Below are 18821 nucleotides of genomic sequence, written 5' to 3' on the forward strand. Positions count from 1 at the left end.
GCAGACACGGATCCGGACTTAACTCGTGGTCAGGTAGTGTCCGGCACATCAAAACAAAGGTGAACGAACGCAGGGTTGACTGCGCGTGCATTCGGCGGGACACCGGCCAGCGCATGTGCCGGCCATCACAAAAGAATACCGGCCGGTAGCTTCAATGGAAGCTGCCGGCCGGTATTTGTTCTGTCAATCTACGTACGTGAATTAACGCTGGGCTCAGGCCCCGGCAGCGGTGCCTTCGCCGGCTTGGTCTTGTCCGCCCTGTCCCAGATCCTGAACCACCTTGAACATGGCCCCCGTGGGATCAGCCAGCGTGGCCAGCCGTCCGAAGGGGCTGTCCTCTGCAGGCTGCACCAGAGTTGCGCCCATGCCGACTGCCTTCCCGATGGCCTGGTCGGTGTTTTCGACTGCGAAGTAGATCTGCCAGTTGGAGGGGACCTCGGCAGGAAGAAACGCGGACGCGTCCAGGATGCCGGCCTTGGCTGCGTCGCCCGCGCCAAGGGTGGTGTACCGGAACTCCGGTGTGTCACTCATAACGTCTGTGTCCCACCCGAAGACGTCCTGGTAGAACTTCACTGCGGCGGCGTAGTCCTTGGCGTGGAGTTCGTGCCACGCCGGAGTGCCGGGCTCCGCCACGACCTCGTAGCCCTTCATCTCGCGCGGTTGCCAGACGCCGATTGCGGCCCCGGTAGCATCGCCGAACATCGCCATATGGCCCTGTTCAGGGACGTCCATCGGCCCCATGTAAACCTGGCCGCCGTTGGCCGTCACCGCGGCGGCGGTAGCGGCGGCGTCGTCGGTTCGGAGGTAGGTGGACCAGACGTCCGGCATGGCCGCCTGGTCTTCGTCTTTCTTCATGATCCCGGCGACGGACTTGCCGTTCTTGGACGCAGAGATATAGCCGCCGTATTTCTCCTGGTCGCCGGATTCGAAGGTCCAGCCGAAGAGTTCGCCGTAGAACTGCTGGGCTTTGTCGGTGTCCGATGTCATCAGATCGATCCAACAGGGTGCGCCGGGCGTGATGTCAGGGGTAGGCATTTCTGGGCTCCTGGTTCGTTTCGCGGCGATTGGCCGCAGATTCGTGTGGATGGTGGAGACAGGAACGACACTATGCCCGGGCTCTGACACTTTCAATGGTCTGGCGATTTCCGGGTGCAGATCATGGCGGAGGGGAGCTGCGGATTCGCACTGATCTGCACCCGCAGGCCACACATGCGCACAAACGAAAAGCCCCGGTTCACCAGCCATGCTGGCGAACCGGGGCTTCTTTCGCGGAAGGTAAGAGATTCGAACTCTTGGTACGGGGTTACCGCACACTAGTTTTCAAGACTAGCTCCTTCGGCCGCTCGGACAACCTTCCCTAACGAGTAGTCTTTCATAGGCAGTTGGCTGCAACAAAAACCGGTGGCAGACGGTGACTGTTGCGGCACGTTGGCCTGGGGTAGGAATCAGATAGAAAATCGGGAGTTCTCCATGAAAGCCGTCTACATTTCAGAGCCGGGCGGGCCGGAAGTACTGGAAATCCGCGAGGTCCCGGCTCCGGTGCCCGGCGCGGGCGAGGTGCTGATCGACGTCGTCGCAGCCGGGCTGAACCGGGCGGATGTCCAGCAGCGGAAGGGCCTCTACCCCCCGCCTGCGGGGGTGTCGGAGATTCCCGGGCTGGAGGTCTCGGGGCGGATATCCGGCTTCGGCCCAGGGGTGTCCAAGCCGTTTTCCGTGGGGGACAAGGTAGTGGCTTTGCTTGCGGGCGGCGGCTACGCGCAGCAGGTGGTTGCTCCGGCGGAGCAGGTGCTGAGGATTCCCGACGGCGTGGATCTGGTGACCGCTGCATCCTTGCCTGAAGTGGCCGCCACTGTCTATTCGAACCTGATCATGACCGCGCAGCTCCAGGCCGGCGAAACCGTGTTGATCCACGGTGCCACCGGCGGAATAGGCAGTATGGCCATTCAGCTAGCTAAGGCGTTCGGCGCCAAAGTGGCAGCCACGGCCGGTACGGACGAGAAGGTTGGAACGGCCAAGGCCTACCTCGGAGCGGACATTGCGATCAACTACGTCGACGAGGACTTTCCGGCGAGCCTCCGCAGGCAGAACGGAGGCCGCGGTGCAGACGTGATCCTCGACGTCGTGGGTGCCAAATACCTCCAGCAGAACGTTGATGCGCTCAGCGAGTACGGGCGGCTGGTGGTGATCGGGCTGCAGGGCGGCACCAAGGGCGAGCTGGATCTCGGTCTGCTGCTGCGGAAGCGGGCCGTGGTGATCGCAACCGCACTGCGCCCGCGTCCCGTTGCGGAGAAGGGTGTGATCATGAACGCCGTGCGGGAGTCCGTGTGGCCGCTGATCACGGATGGCCGGGTCAGTCCACTCGTGGCTAAAACCTTCCCGCTGGACCAGATCCGGGCTGCACACAAATACTTCGACTCCGGTGACCATGTGGGCAAGATCCTGCTGCTCATGTAGTTTCGCCGGAGGGGAACGACGCATAGATACCGGGTATTGCCCGCCCAGCCAAAAGCCGGTAGTCTCTGTATATACGCGGTATGCACAGATCTTGGGGGTCTGTGCATACCGCAGGTTTCCATCCCTAGGAGCAGCATGTCCATCCGCCACAGCCTCCTCGCCCTCTTGCAGGATCAGCCGCGTTACGGCTACCAGCTCCGGGTCGAGTTCGAGGACCGCACCGGCTCCACCTGGCCGCTGAATATCGGGCAGGTCTACACCACCTTGGACCGGCTGGAGCGGGACGGTCTGGTCAGGAACGACGGCGGTGATGGCGCCGGCCATGTGGTCTACAGCATCACCGACGCCGGAAAGGCGGAGGTGCAGGGCTGGTTCGCCACCCCGGTTGAGCGCAGCAATCCGCCCCGGAATGAACTCGCCATCAAACTGGCGCTCGCCGTCACGTTGCCAGGGGTTGACGTGGGGTCCATCATTCAGGCCCAGCGCGTGGCCTCCATGCGCGCGCTGCAGGACTACACGAAGTCGCGCCGGGATACCGCCGCCAACCAGCGCTCCGCGGACACCGCCTGGCTGCTGGTGCTGGACTCGCTGATCTTCCAGACCGAGGCGGAGGTCCGCTGGTTGGATCTGTGCGAGGCGCGGATGGTGCAGTTAGCACAGACGGCAGGCACCCAGGGCGCAGTACGTAATGCGGGCACCGCCAAAAACGGGGTCACCGCGGAAGAGGCTGCCCCGTTCACCGCGGATATCCGCCGGTGAGCGTCCGTGGGCCGCAGCAGGTCCTGGGACTTGCCAAGGTCTGCAGGACCTTCGGTGAAGGCGCGACGGCGGTGGCGGCCCTTCGCGAAGTGGATCTCACCATCAGCGCGGGCGAGTTCGTTGCCGTGATGGGACCGTCGGGATCCGGTAAGTCCTCATTGCTGGCGCTGGCCGGCGGACTGGACCGGCCGACGTCGGGCGGTGTGTTTGTGGAGTCAACACCCCTTGCGGGGTTGGGACTGAACGAGCTCGCGCGGCTGCGCCGCCGCGCCGTCGGCTATGTCTTCCAGGATTTCAACCTGGTTCCTACACTGACCGCGGCGGAGAACGTCGCTCTGCCGTTGGAGCTGGACGGGGTCTCGGCCAAGAAGGCACACCGGCAGGCTCTTGATTCTCTGCGGCAGGTTGGCATCCCCGAGCTCGCAGACCGGTTCATGGACCAGATGTCCGGCGGGCAGCAGCAGCGTGTGGCCATCGCCCGCGCCATCGTGGGGGAGCGGCGGCTGATTCTGGCCGATGAGCCAACAGGAGCCCTGGATTCGACGACGGGTCAGGGTGTGATGGAGGTGCTGCGGGCCCGCGCCGACGCCGGCGCTGGCGTGATGCTGGTTACCCACGAAGCCCGCCACGCCGCGTGGGCGGACCGTGTGGTGTTCATCAGGGATGGCCGGATCATTGACCAGGCCGCCGCCATGCACGATCCCGCCATGCTGCTGGCGTCGGCCGGCCTCTGAGGTGGCACTCGACCTAAAGCCGGCGCCGGGCGCGCGCCGGCAGAGTTTCCGCGTAGCCATCCGCATGGCCTGTCGTGACATCCGCCGGCACAAAGGGCGTTCGCTTCTCATCATTGCGCTGATCATGTTTCCGGTTGCCGGAATGACCGGGGCAGCCACCCTTTTCCAAAGCAGCCAGGAAACAGCCGCGGAGCGTGTCCAATACCAGCTTGGCAACACGCAGGCACGGTTCCGGGCGTTGCCTGCGATGAACGCCTTGATGGTCCAGGACCCCCTCACGGAAACAACCGTGGCATCGACTGCCGGCGATCCGGATCCGGATTTTAGAGCCGCGGATCCGAAGGATGTCCTCCCCTCCGGCTATGAGGTACTGACGGAGTCTTCGCTTAATATCACCGCAGAGGTGGAGGAGGCCGATGTACCGCTGATGGGCAAGGCAGTTGACGCGCTCAATCCTGCATTCGTCGGCAAATACACGCTGCTGCAGGGACGGAGCCCCGCGGCTTCGGACGAGGCACTCGTGTCCACGGGATTCCTGGCGCGGTTCGGCCTCCAACTGGGGGAAAAGCTCACGACGTCGGCCGGTACCTTTACCGCAGTCGGCACACTGCGCGACGCCGGCTATTCGGACGGCAACGCCATCCTCTTCCTCAAGCCCGGACAGGGCAATGTGGAATCCACACCGGAGCGGTCAGGCCGGATGTCAGGGACTCTGTACTATCTGCTTGGTCCTGCACCGGTCACGTGGGCGCAGGTCCGGGAAGCCAATAAGGTAGGCGTCGCGGTCCTGTCGCGGAACGTGGCACTCAATCCACCGCCGGCCAATCTGCGCAGCGTGGATGGCTCGCCGCCATCCTATGTTCCAGCCCCGCCGCTGTCTGGCTACCTGACAGGCGGCCTCATTGGGGCCTTGGCCCTGCTGGAGGTGGGGTTGCTGGCCGGCGCAGCCTTCGCGGTCGGCGCCAAACGCCAGGTCCGGGACCTGGCCCTGCTGGCAGCGTCCGGAGCAGATGGCCCCACAGTACGTACGGTGGTCACCGCCGGTGGTCTGTGGCTCGGCACCGTGGCCGTTGTCTGCGGCGCGGCCGTCGGGAATGCAGGTGCCGCGGCCGTAGTGATCTGGGCCCGGCACCAAGGTTCGGTGCGGCTCCCGGGGTTCCACCCGGACACCCTGTTGACGGCCACCGCCATGGTGATGGGCCTGGGCGCCTGCACCCTCGCGGCCCTGGTGCCCGCACGGCAGGTTGCGCGCCAGGCAGTGCTCGGCGCTTTGAAATCCGGCCGGGCTCCCTCGGATTCCGGCAAATGGGCGCCGCGCCTTGGCGTCCTGATGCTAGTGCTGGCTGTGGTGCTGTTTGCCGTGGGCAGTGGCCTGGGCCTCGTGGGTGACGACCCTGACCTGCTCTCTTCCAGAGGACCACTGCTGGCCGCGTTGCTGATCGGCGGCGCGGTCCTGACAGTGGCGGCCTTGGTTCTGCTGACCGGTACGGTGGTGGGATTCCTGACCCTGCGGACCGCATGGCTGCCGTTGCCGTTGCGGATGGCAGCCCGGGATTCCGCGCGGAACCGCAGCCGGACCGTTCCGGCAGTGGCGGCCGTGCTCGCGGCTGCCACGCTGGCCAGCGCCGGGATTGTTCTCGCGTCCAGCCAGCAGGAAGATGCGAAAAGGACCCACTACTGGTCTGCCCTGCAGAACCAGGGTGTATTGCCGTTGTCCGAACCCGGGCCGCTCCACGCCGATGGCACCGTGCCGGAACCGAAGGCGATCGATCCCGGCGTTCTCACCATGGCGCTGAAGCAGGAAAGCAGCACGGTGGCCTGGACCCAGGTCCTGAACTCACATCAGCCTGAAAACTGTGACATGCGGCCCACCCCGGACCGCTCCATTCCAGCCGTGACCGAAACGAGCAATTGCCTGGTGTATGCCCTTGCCGTACCAGAAGGCAACGAGTGCGCCCGGACGGCCCAAGGGCGAGTCAAAGACATCACAGATTGGCGCTGTCAGGGCTCCATGCAGCCATACGGCGGCGGACAGATTCCTTCGCTGGTGGTGGGCGGGGCAGCCGAGCTGAGGGCGGTGCTTGGGCGTAACGCCTCACCTGAGGCCTTGGAGGTGCTGGAACGCGGGGGAATGGTGGTCAGTAACGGAGTGTTCGTCCGGGATGGCCACACCGCGGTACAGGCGAACGATGTGCGCAGGCCGCTGTCCGGATCGTTCAATGTCTTCGCAGGGTATGAAACCGTCAGCAGCACGGAATTGCCGGCCGTGGTTGAGGCTCCGCCCGTGCCGGTTCCGTTCTATGGGGTCATCTCGGCCGCCACCGCGGACCGGCTGGGCCTTCGCGCAGCACCGCGTGCACTGCTGGTCCAGCTGACTGACTTCCCCAGTGCGGCCGAGCAGGACAAGATGTCGGCAGCACTCGCCACGGTGTATAGGTCACCGATCTATGGACTTCACGTCGAACCGGGCACCAACCGCGACGATTCCTGGATGATCTGGTCCATCGTGGGCATCAGTGCGCTGATCACCCTGAGTGCCGCAGGCATCACCACGGGACTGGCGCTCGCCGATGCCCGGAGCGACCATATGACGCTTGCCGGAGTGGGTGCACCACCCCGCCTCCGCAAAGGGCTGGCCGGTGCCCAATCATTCATGACCGCGGCGCTGGGAACCGTGCTCGGCCTGGTGGCCGGCGTTATCCCGGCGGCCCTGATTGTCGCGGCCACCCGGATGTTTAGCGGGACAAACGTTCCGTGGTTGCAGCTGCTGGCGCTCCTTATCGCCGTGCCGTTGACGGGCGCTGTGCTGGCCTGGCTCTTCACCCGTGCCCGGCTCCCGATGTCCCGCCGCAGCGCCAGCACCTGAGCCCGGCCGCCGTCGGCTCTCCACTCGGCGACAATGCAACAACGTTCGCCGAGACGCGCCAGCACTGGGGCGGAAGCTTCACCCGTAGGCACCCGGCGTTGGTAGGGTGCCTTGGAACAGATCAATCAGCTGGGGCTCTCGAGGAGGAGACATGGGCAGAATGCCTGATGACACGGCACGGACCACCACAATTGACGACGGAATCGAGCCGGACCCGTCGCTGCCGCCAACATCCTTGGACGAGTCCGTCCTCGACGCCGGGGACCGGAAATGGACACCCGGCAAGATTGCTCTCTGGGCGGCCATTGCGTTGCTGGGCGGTGTTGCCTGGTTCATGCTGGCGATTGTGAGGGGTGAAACCGTCAATGCCATCTGGTTCGTGTTCGCCTCCGTGTGCACCTATCTCATCGGCTACAGGTTCTACTCCAAGATCATCGAAAAGTACCTCCTCAAGCCCAATGACCGGCGCGCCACCCCGGCGGAATACAAGGCCGACGGCAAGGACTACGTCCGCACTGACCGCAACGTCCTGTTCGGACACCACTTTGCCGCCATCGCGGGGGCGGGCCCGCTGGTGGGGCCCATCATCGCAGCCCAGATGGGGTATTTGCCGGGCACTATCTGGATCATCATCGGCGTCGTGCTGGCCGGGGCGGTCCAGGACTACCTGGTCATGTTCTTCTCCATGCGCCGCGGCGGGCGTTCGCTGGGCCAGATGGCCCGCGAAGAACTTGGCGTCATCGGCGGGACGGCCGCATTGGTGGCCACCCTGCTGATCATGGTGATCATCGTCGCCATTCTGGCGCTCGTTGTGGTGAATGCCCTGGGTGAAAGCCCCTGGGGTGTCTTCTCGGTGGGCATGACCATTCCCATTGCACTGTTTATGGGCGTGTATCTGCGGTTCATCCGGCCGGGCAAGGTGATGGAAGTTTCCCTCATCGGCTTTGTGCTGCTGATGGCGGCGATCATCGGCGGCGGTGCCGTGGCAGGCACCGAATGGGGTGCCGCGTTCTTCCACCTGGACAAGGTCACCATTGCCTGGGGCCTGATTGTGTACGGTTTCATCGCGGCGATCCTGCCCGTCTGGCTGCTGCTGGCACCACGGGACTACCTCTCCACGTTTATGAAGATCGGTGTGATTGTGATGCTGGCGCTGGCCATCATTGTGGTCCGCCCGGAAATCACCGTCCCGGCTTTCAGCGAGTTCGCCAGCCGTGACAACGGGCCGGTGTTCTCCGGCGCACTGTTCCCGTTCCTGTTCGTCACCATCGCCTGCGGTGCGCTGTCCGGCTTCCACGCCCTGATCGCTTCGGGCACCACGCCCAAGCTGATCGAGAAGGAACGCCAGGCCCGATTTATCGGCTACGGCGGCATGCTGATGGAGTCCTTCGTGGCCATCATGGCGCTGGTGGCTGCCATCTCCATTGACCGTGGCATCTACTTCGCCATGAACGCTCCGCTTGCGCTGACCGGCGGCACGGTGGAAACGGCTGCGGCCTGGGTTAACAGCCTGGGCCTTGCCGGCGTCAACATCACTCCGGATGTCCTGGCCCAGACCGCCGCCAACGTGGGCGAGCAGAGCATTATCTCGCGCTCCGGCGGCGCCCCGACCTTGGCGGTTGGCCTGGCGCACATCATGCAGCAGTTCATCGGCGGCACCGCCATGATGGCCTTCTGGTACCACTTTGCCATTATGTTCGAAGCACTGTTCATACTGACCGCCGTCGACGCCGGCACCCGGGTTGCGCGGTTTATGCTGCAGGACTCGATCGGTAACTTTGTGCCCAAGTTCAAGGAAGCCTCCTGGCGTCCCGGGGCCTGGCTCTGCACAGCTGTGATGGTGGGTGCGTGGGGCGCCGTGCTCCTGATGGGAGTGACGGATCCGCTCGGCGGCATCAACACGCTGTTCCCGCTGTTCGGCATCGCCAACCAGCTCCTCGCTGCCATAGCGCTCGCGGTCTGCATGGCCATCGCCGCCAAACGTGGTGCTTTCAAGTACCTGTGGATCGTTGCTGTTCCCCTGGCGTTCGCGGCCGTTGTTACCATCACCGCCAGCTTCCAGAAGATCTTCTCACCGGTTCCCGCTGTGGGGTATTTCGCCAACAACGCGGCGTTCTCCAAGGCACTCGAAGACGGCAAGACCTCCTTCGGCACCGCCAAGACCGTGGCGGCCATGGAAGCTGTGGTCCGCAATACCATGATCCAGGGCTGGCTGTCCGTGATCTTTGTGGTGCTCAGCATCATCGTGATTCTTACGGCAGTCCTTGCCACCGTGAAGGCCTTCCGCAACAGCGCCGCCGGCACTCCCAATATCGACAACGAGGACCGGCCGCGAGCCTCACGCGTCTACGCACCGGCAGGAATGATCCCCACCGCAGCAGAGCGCCAGCTGATGGCCGAATGGGACAAACTTCCTGCCGATCTGCGGACCGACAGGTCCGGGCACCACTGATGGCGGCAGGTCCTGTGGGCGCCGCCGCCGACGGTTTCCGGGCGTTCTCCCGGTATGTGGGGGGAGTGATGGGCGCGGACGCCTACCAGAAGTACCTCGAACATCACGCTTCAACGGAACACGGCTGTACGGAACACAGCTGTACGGAACACGGCTGTACGGAACACGGCTGTACGGAACACGGCGGCCCGCCGCTGACCGAAAAGGCGTTCTGGCGGGACCGGACCGACCGCCAGGACACCAATCCGCAGGGCAGGTGCTGCTGACATGCAAACGCCCGGCGGCGTATCCATCCGCAGGATCGGTCCGGCGGATGCAGAACTGTTCAACAGTCTTTCCGAAACCGACAACCTGTTTGACGAGGATCCCACAGAGGCGCCGTCGGGCGCTTTAACGGCCGACGGCGCCAGGGACTTCCTGGGGGATCCCACCGTCCTCTTCTGGCTGGCTGAGGCGGACGGGCGGATAGTGGGGTTTCTGCATTGTTGCGTGCAGCGCCGTCGGACGTCCGGCCCGTGGGCCGAAATCCTCCTGATGGAAATGGGAACCCACAGGGAATGGCGCCGGAAAGGGGTCGGCAGTGCCATGGTGGGGGTCATGGAAGCCTGGATGCGGGACCACGGTGTTGCGGAAGTCTGGGTCCCTGCCAATACTTACGCGGTGGGTTTCTATCGGCGATGCGGCTTCGTGGCAGATGAGGGCGAAATACTGGTCAAGGTCCTTCCGCGACAAGCAGCTTCATCGACTGGACCCGTCCCGGGCTCGTGAGAGTATGAACGCATGAGCGATCCGAATGACACTCAGCCCGGCACCCGTAACGATTCCCAGGCCGGTGAAGACGTCCCCATGGAGGGCACCCCGCTGGACAACGGCGGACCTGCCACGGTACCGGCGCCGTCGGCACGCACAGCACCGAAGGGAAGCAACCTTCAGGACCTTGTGGACGAGCCTGCCAAGGTGATGCGGATCGGCACCATGATCAGGCAGTTGCTTGAAGAGGTGAGGTCTGCCCCGTTGGATGATGCTGCCCGTGGCCGCCTTGCTGAAATCCATGAGCGGTCCATTAAGGAACTCGAGGACGGGCTTGCGCCGGAACTGGTGGAAGAGCTGGAACGGATCAGCCTGCCGTTCCCGGAGAACTCCACGCCCTCGGATTCCGAACTCCGCATTGCCCAGGCACAATTGGTGGGCTGGCTGGAGGGGCTGTTTCACGGCATCCAGACCGCCATAGCGGCCCAGCACGCTGCCCGCGACCATGCGGTCGCTCAGCTGCAGCTCAGGCAGCTGCCCGCCGGGACCGTCATTGCCCCCGGTGTTGTGATCGGTGAGAACGGCGAGCCGCAACGGGCTGGTATGCCGCGGCCCGGCGCCGATCCGTTGAAGCCGGGGCGGCCGGTGGACCCGGACCACGGCCCCGGTCAGTACCTGTAGGTCCGCTTGGGGTTCTTCACGGCCGCCCGGCAAGGGCGGAAGGACGACGTCGAACTTGGCAAGGGACTGTGGCGCCGCGCCCATGACCGCTTCCATCGCGGTCTGGACCGGTATCACCAGGTGCTGGAAGGCGTGGAGGACGAGGAGCTTTACGGCGAACTTGTTGACGTGGCGAACCAACTTGCCGGGCTTTCCGTGCGGGTACGGGCCGTGTGTGTTGAGGCGCAGAGGGTTTCGCCGAGTGACGGTTTGGATATTCCCGGGGCCCTGGCCGGGGTGCACCGTTCGCTGTCCAAAGCTGGCAACTCCCTGGCCACCACGGCCGAAGCCGCCGCCATGCTTCGGCTTGCCGTCGGGCCCGTTCCGGTGGGCGCCGTGTCCGTGCGGCGGCGCGCTGAATCCGTGTTTGAACAGATCGCCGACGCCGAACGCCGCCTCGCTGAAGCCGCAGCAGACTGCTGACCCCGCAGGATATTCCGGCTTAAGCGGGCGGCTTAGTCGCGCGTTTTCGCTGACGTGTGGGGCTCGCCTTTGGCAGGATGAACGAATGACACTTTCACCAACACTGACATTCAACGACGGCAACACCATCCCCCAGCTCGGTTATGGGGTGTGGCAGGTTGAAGACGACGTCGCCGAAAAAGTCGTCTTCCAGGCGTTCGAAGCCGGCTTCCGCCACATCGACACCGCCAAGATCTACGGCAACGAATCCGGTGTGGGCCGGGCGATTGCAGGCTCAGGACTCAAGCCCGAGGAAATCTTCATCACTACCAAGCTGTGGAACGCGGACCAGGGCTACGAATCCACTCTGCAGGCATTTGAAGAATCCATGGAGCGCCTGGGCCTGGAAACCCTGGATATGTACCTCATCCACTGGCTTCAGCCCAAGCAGGACAAGTACGTAGACACATGGAAGGCACTGATCGAGCTCCAGAAGCGCGGCAGGGTTAAATCCATCGGGGTTTCCAACTTCACGGTTGAAGGCCTGCAGCGCCTCATCGATGAGACCGGTGTGGTGCCCGCCATTAACCAGATCGAACTGCACCCGTACTTCAGCCAGAGTGAGCTTCGCGCATTCGGAGCGTCCAAGGGAATTCTGACGCAGGCGTGGTCGCCGCTGGGCCAGGGCGGTGAACTCCTTGAAGACGCCGTGGTTGCCGGAATCGCCGCCAAGCACAACGCCACCCCGGCGCAGCTTGTCATCGCGTGGCACCTCGCCATCGGGAATGTGGTGATTCCCAAGTCTGTGACTGAATCCCGCATCCACGAGAACTATGCTTCCCTGGATCTGACGCTGGATGCCTCCGATATCGAGGCAATCAACGGACTGGACCGCTCTGCCGCAGGGGCTGGCCGGATCGGCCCGGATCCGGCGGTGTCCGACTTCGCTTAGCCCAGCCCGGCCCTGCCCCGCCCAGCCGGGGCACCGGCCTGGTCGGGGAAGGACGCGGAGCCGAAGCGATATTCAGGCGGCCAGGCGGTCCCGCAGCGGGGCGACAAAGTCAATGGTGACCCACTCCTGCTCGTTGGACACTGTCCGGCTGGCGAAATGCTCGGCCGACGCGGCGTCGTCGAAAATTTCGGTCCGGATCCGGCCGCAATCTGAGTCGAAGTACGTGACGTGGATTTCCTGCTGGGCGGCGGCCTCACTACCGGAGATTCCTGTCTGCCTATGCTGGTGTCTGGGGTTCTTTTCCATAAATCCAGTGTGCAGGGAGCCACTGACAATATAAGGGTTTCAGTCCTGCGTGTTGCGGAGCCGGAACACACGTTCTCTGGCCAGCATCTCTGCCCGCCGCATCCTGCCTGCCGCCCGGGATGCCTGCTGGAGCCCCGCGGCGGCTGAGTCGCGCCGCCGTCGGGCTGTCGCGAACTCGGCGTCCATCGCGGTGAGTCTTTCCCGTAACCGGTGCGTCGAATCCGCCAGCCTCGCCACTGCCGCTGACGCAGACTCCAGCCGTTCTTCGTGTTTTTTCACTTCTTCGACGGCGGCGCGGGCCGCATTCTCCGCCTCAGCAAGTGCGGCGGAGGACTTTTCAATGGCCGATGCAGGTGCGCGCCGCTCGCCCGCCACTATCCGGAGCAGCGGTTTGTCAGTCTTCGGGAGTTGGCCCGGGGCGGTGTCCGCGGAAGCCCGCTCGTCATTCACTGCGGGCGCGACTGCTGCTGATGGCACGGCGACGGCACCATTGAGGTCCACCCTGTCCAACCCGTCGGCCGACAGCACGCGCAGGAGCCGACCGCTCCGGATGGCTGCCGCCGCTCGCTCATCGGCAACAGCGGCCCTGAGAGTCTGTTCCACGCCGCTGGCCACCGGACCACTGATCCTGCGGCCCTGCTGTTCGGCCACCGTCCGTACGGCCTCCATTGCCTCCGATATCGCCTTCCGTCTCTGCTGCGCGAGTCCACGCAGTGTCCCGGCATCCAGCGCGAGCTGTGCCGCCCGCATGGATTCCCCGATCCCGGCCAGCTTGCTGACCTTCTCCGGGCAGTGCGCAATGAGCATGTTCAGTGCCCAGGCCGCAACGGATGGTTTTGGAAGAGTGCGGACCTCCGCGGCCAGGGTGGCCCCGAACTCGGTTGCAGCACTCCTGGCAGCCGAGGTGCGGGCCGCCACAAAATCGCCAAGCGGCAGCGTGTAAAGACTCCTCGCTATGTCCGCCAGCCGATCTCCACCCATGCGGACATCATAAGTTCAAAGGAACCAAACCGACGGACGCCGTGGGACTCCGGCTGCCCGGGCTGAGCACAGCTGCCGCGGCTTCGGAGGTTGTGCTTGTAGCTTTGGCCTGGCCTGGCCTGGGAGCGGTGCTGGGTGGGCGGACTCCGCGCGAACTGCCAAGAGGCGGAGAAGTTTCGCCAGCACGACAGCGCCGGTCGCGTTACCTCTGGGATGAGGTAACGCGACCGGCGCTGCAAACTGCCGATTCAAAGAGGCTCGAGGCGCTTGCGATGCACATCGCCCTCAGAACCCCACGACGATTGGTCTAGTCTGTTACGGTGCCGCCGTGAAATAGCGCACGTAGTCAACCTTAACCTGGGATGCAGCTCCATACACGGCTTGATTGCTGGCGCCGACATTGATGATGAAGTACTGAGGTGCCCCGGAATCGTTCGTAGCGTAGGAACGAACGAGATTCCCGTCGAAATAGACGTCGTTCTTGCCAGGCAAGCGGTTGACGCCGTACGTGTGGTAGCCAGCCGACCAAGTACCGGGAATCGTGCCGGAGTTATTGGCACCGGAAGAGGAGTGGAAGTTGGAGGTCATCGTCCCAAGGCCTTCGGCAATGTCGATTTCCCCGTTAGTAGGCCATGACTGCCCGTCAGTCCACCAGGCAGGCCAGTTATAGATCGTTGAATTCGAGCCAGGGAAGTACATGCGGGCTTCAGCGTAACCGTAGGTGAACTGAAAACCTGGTTTCGCACCGCCGTTAGGGTTGGAACTGACCAACGCGCCGTGTGTCGAGTCCTTCAAAGTCAAGACCAGTTCACCATTGGCGACAGCGACGTTCGCGGGGTCCGTGACGACGTTGTTCATTGTGCCGGCCGGAGAGAACCAGTCCGGTGCCCACTTATTGGTGTCGAGGGCGGGCGCGCTGAATTCATCATTGAACGCCATGGCCCAATTTCCGGCCGGGCCGTTAGGTATTGGCGTAGATGATGACGCCGCGGTTGTGGTCGGAGTGGGTGACGCTGTTGCGGTTGGAGCGGGCGATGCGGTCGCGGTTGGAGCGGGCGACGCGGTAGCCGTCGTAGTTGGAGCGGGCGTCGCGGTTGCGGTCGGAGTGGGCGACGGGAGTTGGGCCGCCGCCTTCGCGTCGGACCTGGCCTGAACCTTGGCCGCAGCGGCAGCTGCGGCGGTGGAGTCATTGGTAGGGGCCACCTGAGCCGCCCTGTCTACCGATTCGAGGTTCGACGGGCCCGCTACCGCGCAACCTGTCAAAGCGAGTACGGGGGCGGCAAGAATCGCAAGTATACGCTTCATATTCAGGCAACCGCCATGCTGAAGATCCCGGCAGTGTCCCGGTCCCGATTGGTTGTGAACGCCTTTTCGCGCGGTGACTTCAATAACTGTTCGTAGAGCTTCGCCGTGTTGGTCATGGCATTCCCTTCTAGATGGTTTGTCTGCACGCCTCGGATGCACGCCAATAAGTTCTTGGTCAGTGCGGAACCAGTGCTGGCCTTGGCCAGCAAACGGTGGATTGCGGCATGCACAGGGCGCGTTGGGGCGCCCCTTTCGCACGCGGGCAGAAGCAGACTTGTCGTACGTCTTGATGCCCGCTACGTCCCGGTGGCTAGGGTTGCATTCGGCTCCACGCTGGGTGGGTCAGGCGCGCGGCTTTGCGCCTATGTCATCGTCCGCTTGCGGCTCATGACAAGTCGGTGCCCAGTACGGCGGAGCACCGGAAAATGGCACGCAGGAGGACCGGGAAGTAACTTATGGGACCAACCGTGCCTGAGACCAGCATAAACAAAGCCGGCATAGACCATGGGTATGGTCCACACCAACGGATGGATGCAGAATGCAACCCCCATCGCATTCAGCGATGGGTGGCCGGAAGCGAGCTTCCTTTCAGAATCGAACTGATGACCTTTTCATTACAAGGTTTTTCCTTACGGCCCGACTCAGCAGGCCGCTTAGACCAAGATGACTAGGTCAGCAGCGCATGGTCATAGACGTTATAACGGATTGATCAAGATAGGAAATCCGGTCGCGTCACACTTGCGGAAGCTTAGTAAGTATGAGTCTTGACCGGCTCAGGACCGGGCAGCATGTGAAGTACACAGGCGTGTACGGCACAACGGACGGTCCCACAGGGAAAATCTGGCGCTTCAACAGACATGCCGCCTCCGGTGCGGCATCTGGCTGAGCTGGTGGGCATCAGTGAGCAGCCCGTGCGGTCCTGGATCGCGCAGAACGAGGTTGAGAACGGCACCGGACCGGTGTCACGGTCACCGAGAGCGACCGGGCACACACCAGATAGTTGCCGGCATCACGGCCCACAAGGGCCGTCAAGACCCTGAAAGCCGATTTCTGTGGACCTGCATCGGGTGCTGCTATATGTCTTGGTCCCCGACGCTGCCTCGGGTCGGATCCTTGGCTGGAGGGGCTCCATATCCAAGGAGACCCTGCTGGTCACCGATGCCAGCAGGTCGAGACCGAGACGGCCCGATGGGTCCGCTGGTATAACTCCGGACGCCTGCATACCTGCATCTGTGATATGCCGTCAATGGAATATGAAATGAACCATCAAAGTGACGAAATCGCTGGAAATCGCACCAAATGACGGGGAATGCTCGGCCAACGCAATATGTCAGGAGCCAGCAAAAGAACCCCCGGAAATCTTTGATTTCCAGGGGTTCTCTCCCGAGCTTCCTATCAGAATCGAACTGATGACCTTTTCATTACGAGTGAAACGCTCTACCGACTGAGCTAAGGAAGCACCGCATGAAAATGGCCGGAAACACCAGCCGGATCATGCAAGAGTCAACTGTAATCGAGTCCCGGCACCCGGGTCAAAATGGGTCCGCCTCCCACGCGCACGTTTGCCGTTGTCAGGATATTCATCCCGAGGTCGGATCCGGTTCAGCCGGTGATCGGCCAGCCCCAACATGCTGGAGAGAGCATGTGGCTGCGGGTATCCGGCCACTCACCGGCGAAGGAGCTTGGCAATGACGTTGAACAACGGGACCGAACGCACTCCGGTATTACAGACCGGGTCGCCGGCACCTGGAGGCCATGATGTCAGACTGGCCGTCCTGGCCATGGTGGGCACCACGGTCTTCGATGGCGGCCTGATGGAGCGGGCCATGTCCCGCACTCTGGTGGAACAAGGAGTTGCTGCGGGGTCTGTTGAGTTCGAAAGCATGCTCGGCTATGCGCGCGACACATCCGGCATCTCCAAGATGACGGTTTTCAGCCACCTCTTTGAGGCTCCCTCCAAGGCCCAGAGCGCCAACCGGATGTTTGAGCTCAACTGCGATGCACTGATTTCCGACGGCGGGATCCGGGCAGTTCCGGGCGCCGAGGACGCCATTGGGTGGCTGCGGGATGCCGGTATCAAGGTGTGCCTCGCCACCGGCTTCGGGCGCCACACACAGAACATGGTGCTGGAGTCGCTCGGTTGGATGGGCCTGGCCGATCTGAGCCTGTGTCCGGCAGACGCGGGCCGCGGCCGGCCGCACCCTGACATGATCCTGACTGCCGTACTGGCCCTTGACCTGGATGATGTGCGTGAAGTCGCCGTAGTGGGTGACACCAGCGCTGATATCCATTCAGGGCTCCGCGCGGGTGCAAGCGTGGTGGCGGGGGTGCTTACCGGGGCGCACCCGGAGGCGGCTCTCCGCGCCGCAGGGGCCACCGCGGTCGTACCTTCCATCAAGGATCTGCCCGCCCTCCTGGAACGCCACGCATCTAGCCGCCGGAACTGATGCCCGCAAGAGGGCGCAGTGCGGGCTAGTACCGTCGATAACCCAGTCAGCCGAAGTCCGCGTGTAAGCCGCGCCGCAGATCAGCGTGATCGAGCTGGCCAACCGCCTGACTGGGCTGTGTGTAGAAGCCACTGAGCGGGCCGGACAGCGCCAAGCCGCCCTGGAGTCCCCGTGGGCGGCGGAGGAAAAGGATCTGGAGCAGGCTGAACTCGTCGCGGAGCTGCACCGCACCACCGCCGACAAGGAAACGGCCGTCACAGAGCTGACAGCCCGTCTGGCCGGCCCGCGAGGCTGCCAGCAAGAAGGCGGCCTGAACCCCGTACGTCCCTATCCGCGAGACGACTTATCGACACAGCACGGATCCGTGCAAGGACGGGGGGAGTGGCTCACCTCGAGCGGCAGGATCGGATGTCTCCGAGACGCATCCCGGCGGTCGGAGCGGGCTGTGGAGCATGCGCATTTTGGAGTCATGGACCGATTACGGCGGCCCGGACCAGACCGCGTAGCCACACATATCCCATCGTCGACGGGCGGCCAGTGGAGGATCGCTGCCAGGTCTTCCATGATATTGCCGGGGATGTTCCACAGGCCACGAGGTATCCGTGGGTGGCGGCGACCAAAGACCGATGGCCAGATAGACCGCGCCTATGAGGCCAATTCCGCGTCCGCCTAGTCTGCGTCTGTCAATTCCGCGCATCATCGCTTCTTTCCCATTGTGGGGTGGGAGCTAGATCATATTCCGCACACGCGTCTTTGGGTATGGAGGGTTGGGGGCACCTCACGATGGGCTCTCGCGGGTGAATCCGTCTGGTGAGTGTATGCCGCTAACCGGATTTCCGGTGACCAGTGACCATTCCCCAGTGCCCAGCACCATGGCACTGGGGAATGCGGTTGTCGTGCCCAACCGGGCACCGAAACTCATCTCCCGACTGAAATGTCGAAACACAGATTATGGCAGCGGGTTTGGCTCCGTCGCCGGCGGGCTCGATGAGCGGTGGGCCGCCACTGTGGAGCTTGCCAGGGGGGGACCGCTGCAAACCGAGTCTTCGCAGAACCTGGATGTTCAGGCTTTCAGATCCTCCTGCGCCCGAAGAAGTAACCGATGACCGCGAGGATCAACAGCACCACGCCCACCCAGATCAGGAAGTTCAAAGAAGGAACCAGCCCCCTCCGAGGAAGAACATTCGAGGATCCTCTGGCTCGTCCTGGCGGCGGCTGCCTCTCAACGGTCGGCGCGTCCTGGCATCCGCCGGCATCAACATCCGGATCCAGTTCGTCTGCTTCCCGTACCCGTTCCTGTGAACGCTCACGAACAGTCTGGGCGTCCTCCTGACGATCGTGAGCCTCTCGGCGGAGGCGTTCGGCATCTACCTCGGCCTGTTTGGCGTCCGCTTCGGCCCGGGATGCTTTGGCTTCACCCTCCCGTGCGCCGAGTTCATCTGTCTTCGCGGTCTGGCGCATCTCTACCGCCCGACGCCGGTCAGTCTTCAGCTTCCACTTGCGGCCGAAGAAGATCACCACGCCAACAATTACGAGTGCTATGACGATGACGATCCACATCAGCTGGCCTGAATCCATGGTGACCTGCCTCTTTCCGCTGGCGGCAGTGGATATAACACCAGTAACAACAAAACCTGCCTCGCCACCATGGAATGGCCGGCGGTGCCAAGTGGCCGGGGCAACATCCTCTTTC

Annotated in this window: 17 protein-coding genes and 2 tRNA genes; 12 read left to right on the forward strand and 7 right to left on the reverse strand. The window is 63.5% G+C overall.

The window, feature by feature from the left end; all coding sequences use genetic code 11:
• Window positions 1-213: 213 nt before the first annotated feature.
• Entirely contained in the window at window positions 214-1035 is an 822-nt protein-coding gene (locus ACQCST_RS04955; RefSeq protein WP_426998216.1) for a VOC family protein, read from the reverse strand.
• Between the two features lie 234 nt (window positions 1036-1269).
• Window positions 1270-1357: transfer RNA gene (locus ACQCST_RS04960), tRNA-Ser, on the reverse strand.
• A 113-nt stretch (window positions 1358-1470) separates the two neighbouring features.
• Between ACQCST_RS04960 and ACQCST_RS04965 the strand changes: the two genes are divergently transcribed.
• From ACQCST_RS04965 to ACQCST_RS05010, 10 genes are all read left to right on the forward strand, one after another.
• On the forward strand, window positions 1471-2454 hold the full coding sequence (locus tag ACQCST_RS04965; RefSeq protein WP_426998217.1) for an NAD(P)H-quinone oxidoreductase: 984 nt from the start codon (window positions 1471-1473) through the stop codon (window positions 2452-2454).
• Between the two features lie 135 nt (window positions 2455-2589).
• The gene (locus tag ACQCST_RS04970) at window positions 2590-3213 is read left to right on the forward strand and encodes a PadR family transcriptional regulator (RefSeq protein WP_426998218.1); all 624 of its coding nucleotides are present in this window, start codon (window positions 2590-2592) and stop codon (window positions 3211-3213) included.
• Window positions 3210-3947 carry an ABC transporter ATP-binding protein gene (locus tag ACQCST_RS04975; protein WP_426998219.1) on the forward strand — a complete coding sequence of 246 codons (738 nt, stop codon included), beginning with the start codon at window positions 3210-3212 and terminating at the stop codon, window positions 3945-3947. The genes ACQCST_RS04970 and ACQCST_RS04975 overlap by 4 nt, the downstream gene beginning before the upstream one ends.
• 64 nt (window positions 3948-4011) lie before the next feature.
• Window positions 4012-6813 carry a hypothetical protein gene (locus ACQCST_RS04980; RefSeq protein ID WP_426998220.1) on the forward strand — a complete coding sequence of 934 codons (2802 nt, stop codon included), beginning with the start codon at window positions 4012-4014 and terminating at the stop codon, window positions 6811-6813.
• A gap of 151 nt (window positions 6814-6964) precedes the next feature.
• Window positions 6965-9265 carry a carbon starvation CstA family protein gene (locus tag ACQCST_RS04985; protein WP_426998221.1) on the forward strand — a complete coding sequence of 767 codons (2301 nt, stop codon included), beginning with the start codon at window positions 6965-6967 and terminating at the stop codon, window positions 9263-9265.
• Window positions 9265-9531 (forward strand): YbdD/YjiX family protein, encoded by a 267-nt coding sequence (locus ACQCST_RS04990; protein WP_426998222.1) that lies wholly within the window; start codon window positions 9265-9267, stop codon window positions 9529-9531. The genes ACQCST_RS04985 and ACQCST_RS04990 overlap by 1 nt, the downstream gene beginning before the upstream one ends.
• Window position 9532: 1 nt before the next feature.
• Window positions 9533-10033: a GNAT family N-acetyltransferase gene (locus tag ACQCST_RS04995; protein WP_426998223.1), complete on the forward strand. Its 501-nt coding sequence runs from the start codon at window positions 9533-9535 to the stop codon at window positions 10031-10033.
• A 12-nt stretch (window positions 10034-10045) separates the two neighbouring features.
• Entirely contained in the window at window positions 10046-10696 is a 651-nt protein-coding gene (locus ACQCST_RS05000) for a bacterial proteasome activator family protein (RefSeq protein WP_426998224.1), read from the forward strand.
• 6 nt (window positions 10697-10702) lie between these two features.
• A complete protein-coding gene (locus ACQCST_RS05005; RefSeq protein WP_426998225.1) occupies window positions 10703-11158 on the forward strand; it encodes a hypothetical protein in 456 nt (151 codons plus the stop codon).
• An 85-nt stretch (window positions 11159-11243) separates the two neighbouring features.
• Window positions 11244-12089, forward strand: a complete 846-nt coding sequence (locus tag ACQCST_RS05010) for an aldo/keto reductase (protein ID WP_426998226.1) — start codon at window positions 11244-11246, stop codon at window positions 12087-12089.
• Between the two features lie 72 nt (window positions 12090-12161).
• Here the strand turns inward: ACQCST_RS05010 and ACQCST_RS05015 are convergent, their stop codons facing one another.
• From ACQCST_RS05015 to ACQCST_RS05025, 3 genes are all read right to left on the reverse strand, one after another.
• The gene (locus ACQCST_RS05015; RefSeq protein WP_426998227.1) at window positions 12162-12395 is read right to left on the reverse strand and encodes a hypothetical protein; all 234 of its coding nucleotides are present in this window, start codon (window positions 12393-12395) and stop codon (window positions 12162-12164) included.
• 39 nt (window positions 12396-12434) lie between these two features.
• Window positions 12435-13376, reverse strand: coding sequence for a hypothetical protein (locus ACQCST_RS05020; protein ID WP_426998228.1), 942 nt, complete (start codon window positions 13374-13376; stop codon window positions 12435-12437).
• 315 nt (window positions 13377-13691) lie between these two features.
• Window positions 13692-14315 (reverse strand): glycoside hydrolase family 16 protein, encoded by a 624-nt coding sequence (locus ACQCST_RS05025; protein ID WP_426998229.1) that lies wholly within the window; start codon window positions 14313-14315, stop codon window positions 13692-13694.
• Between ACQCST_RS05025 and ACQCST_RS05030 the strand changes: the two genes are divergently transcribed.
• A complete protein-coding gene (locus ACQCST_RS05030) occupies window positions 14314-14529 on the forward strand; it encodes a hypothetical protein (protein WP_426998230.1) in 216 nt (71 codons plus the stop codon). The two genes, ACQCST_RS05025 and ACQCST_RS05030, sit on opposite strands and share 2 nt — an antisense overlap.
• A 1538-nt stretch (window positions 14530-16067) precedes the next feature.
• Here the strand turns inward: ACQCST_RS05030 and ACQCST_RS05035 are convergent.
• A tRNA-Thr gene (locus ACQCST_RS05035) sits at window positions 16068-16140 on the reverse strand.
• 229 nt (window positions 16141-16369) lie between these two features.
• Here ACQCST_RS05035 and ACQCST_RS05040 point away from each other — a divergent pair.
• Window positions 16370-17128: an HAD-IA family hydrolase gene (locus tag ACQCST_RS05040; protein WP_426998231.1), complete on the forward strand. Its 759-nt coding sequence runs from the start codon at window positions 16370-16372 to the stop codon at window positions 17126-17128.
• 1071 nt (window positions 17129-18199) lie between these two features.
• Here ACQCST_RS05040 and ACQCST_RS05045 read toward each other — a convergent pair.
• Window positions 18200-18706: a hypothetical protein gene (locus ACQCST_RS05045; protein ID WP_426998232.1), complete on the reverse strand. Its 507-nt coding sequence runs from the start codon at window positions 18704-18706 to the stop codon at window positions 18200-18202.
• Window positions 18707-18821: the final 115 nt, after the last annotated feature.

Origin of the sequence: Pseudarthrobacter sp. N5 (assembly GCF_050157035.1) — a bacterium.
GTDB lineage: Bacteria > Actinomycetota > Actinomycetes > Actinomycetales > Micrococcaceae > Arthrobacter.

Bases quoted from the DNA above. Each gene is read 5' to 3' on its own strand.
- ACQCST_RS05020 (WP_426998228.1), bottom strand. From the start codon at position 13,376: ATGGGTGGAGATCGGCTGGCGGACATAGCGAGGAGTCTTTACACGCTG.
- ACQCST_RS05030 (WP_426998230.1), top strand. From the start codon at position 14,314: ATGGCCCAATTTCCGGCCGGGCCGTTAGGTATTGGCGTAGATGATGAC.
- ACQCST_RS04985 (WP_426998221.1), top strand. From the start codon at position 6,965: ATGGGCAGAATGCCTGATGACACGGCACGGACCACCACAATTGACGAC.
- ACQCST_RS05015 (WP_426998227.1), bottom strand. From the start codon at position 12,395: ATGGAAAAGAACCCCAGACACCAGCATAGGCAGACAGGAATCTCCGGT.
- ACQCST_RS04990 (WP_426998222.1), top strand. From the start codon at position 9,265: ATGGCGGCAGGTCCTGTGGGCGCCGCCGCCGACGGTTTCCGGGCGTTC.
- ACQCST_RS04980 (WP_426998220.1), top strand. From the start codon at position 4,012: ATGGCCTGTCGTGACATCCGCCGGCACAAAGGGCGTTCGCTTCTCATC.
- ACQCST_RS04970 (WP_426998218.1), top strand. From the start codon at position 2,590: ATGTCCATCCGCCACAGCCTCCTCGCCCTCTTGCAGGATCAGCCGCGT.
- ACQCST_RS05010 (WP_426998226.1), top strand. From the start codon at position 11,244: ATGACACTTTCACCAACACTGACATTCAACGACGGCAACACCATCCCC.
- ACQCST_RS05025 (WP_426998229.1), bottom strand. From the start codon at position 14,315: ATGGCGTTCAATGATGAATTCAGCGCGCCCGCCCTCGACACCAATAAG.
- ACQCST_RS04995 (WP_426998223.1), top strand. From the start codon at position 9,533: ATGCAAACGCCCGGCGGCGTATCCATCCGCAGGATCGGTCCGGCGGAT.
- ACQCST_RS05000 (WP_426998224.1), top strand. From the start codon at position 10,046: ATGAGCGATCCGAATGACACTCAGCCCGGCACCCGTAACGATTCCCAG.
- ACQCST_RS04955 (WP_426998216.1), bottom strand. From the start codon at position 1,035: ATGCCTACCCCTGACATCACGCCCGGCGCACCCTGTTGGATCGATCTG.
- ACQCST_RS05045 (WP_426998232.1), bottom strand. From the start codon at position 18,706: ATGGATTCAGGCCAGCTGATGTGGATCGTCATCGTCATAGCACTCGTA.
- ACQCST_RS05040 (WP_426998231.1), top strand. From the start codon at position 16,370: ATGACGTTGAACAACGGGACCGAACGCACTCCGGTATTACAGACCGGG.
- ACQCST_RS04965 (WP_426998217.1), top strand. From the start codon at position 1,471: ATGAAAGCCGTCTACATTTCAGAGCCGGGCGGGCCGGAAGTACTGGAA.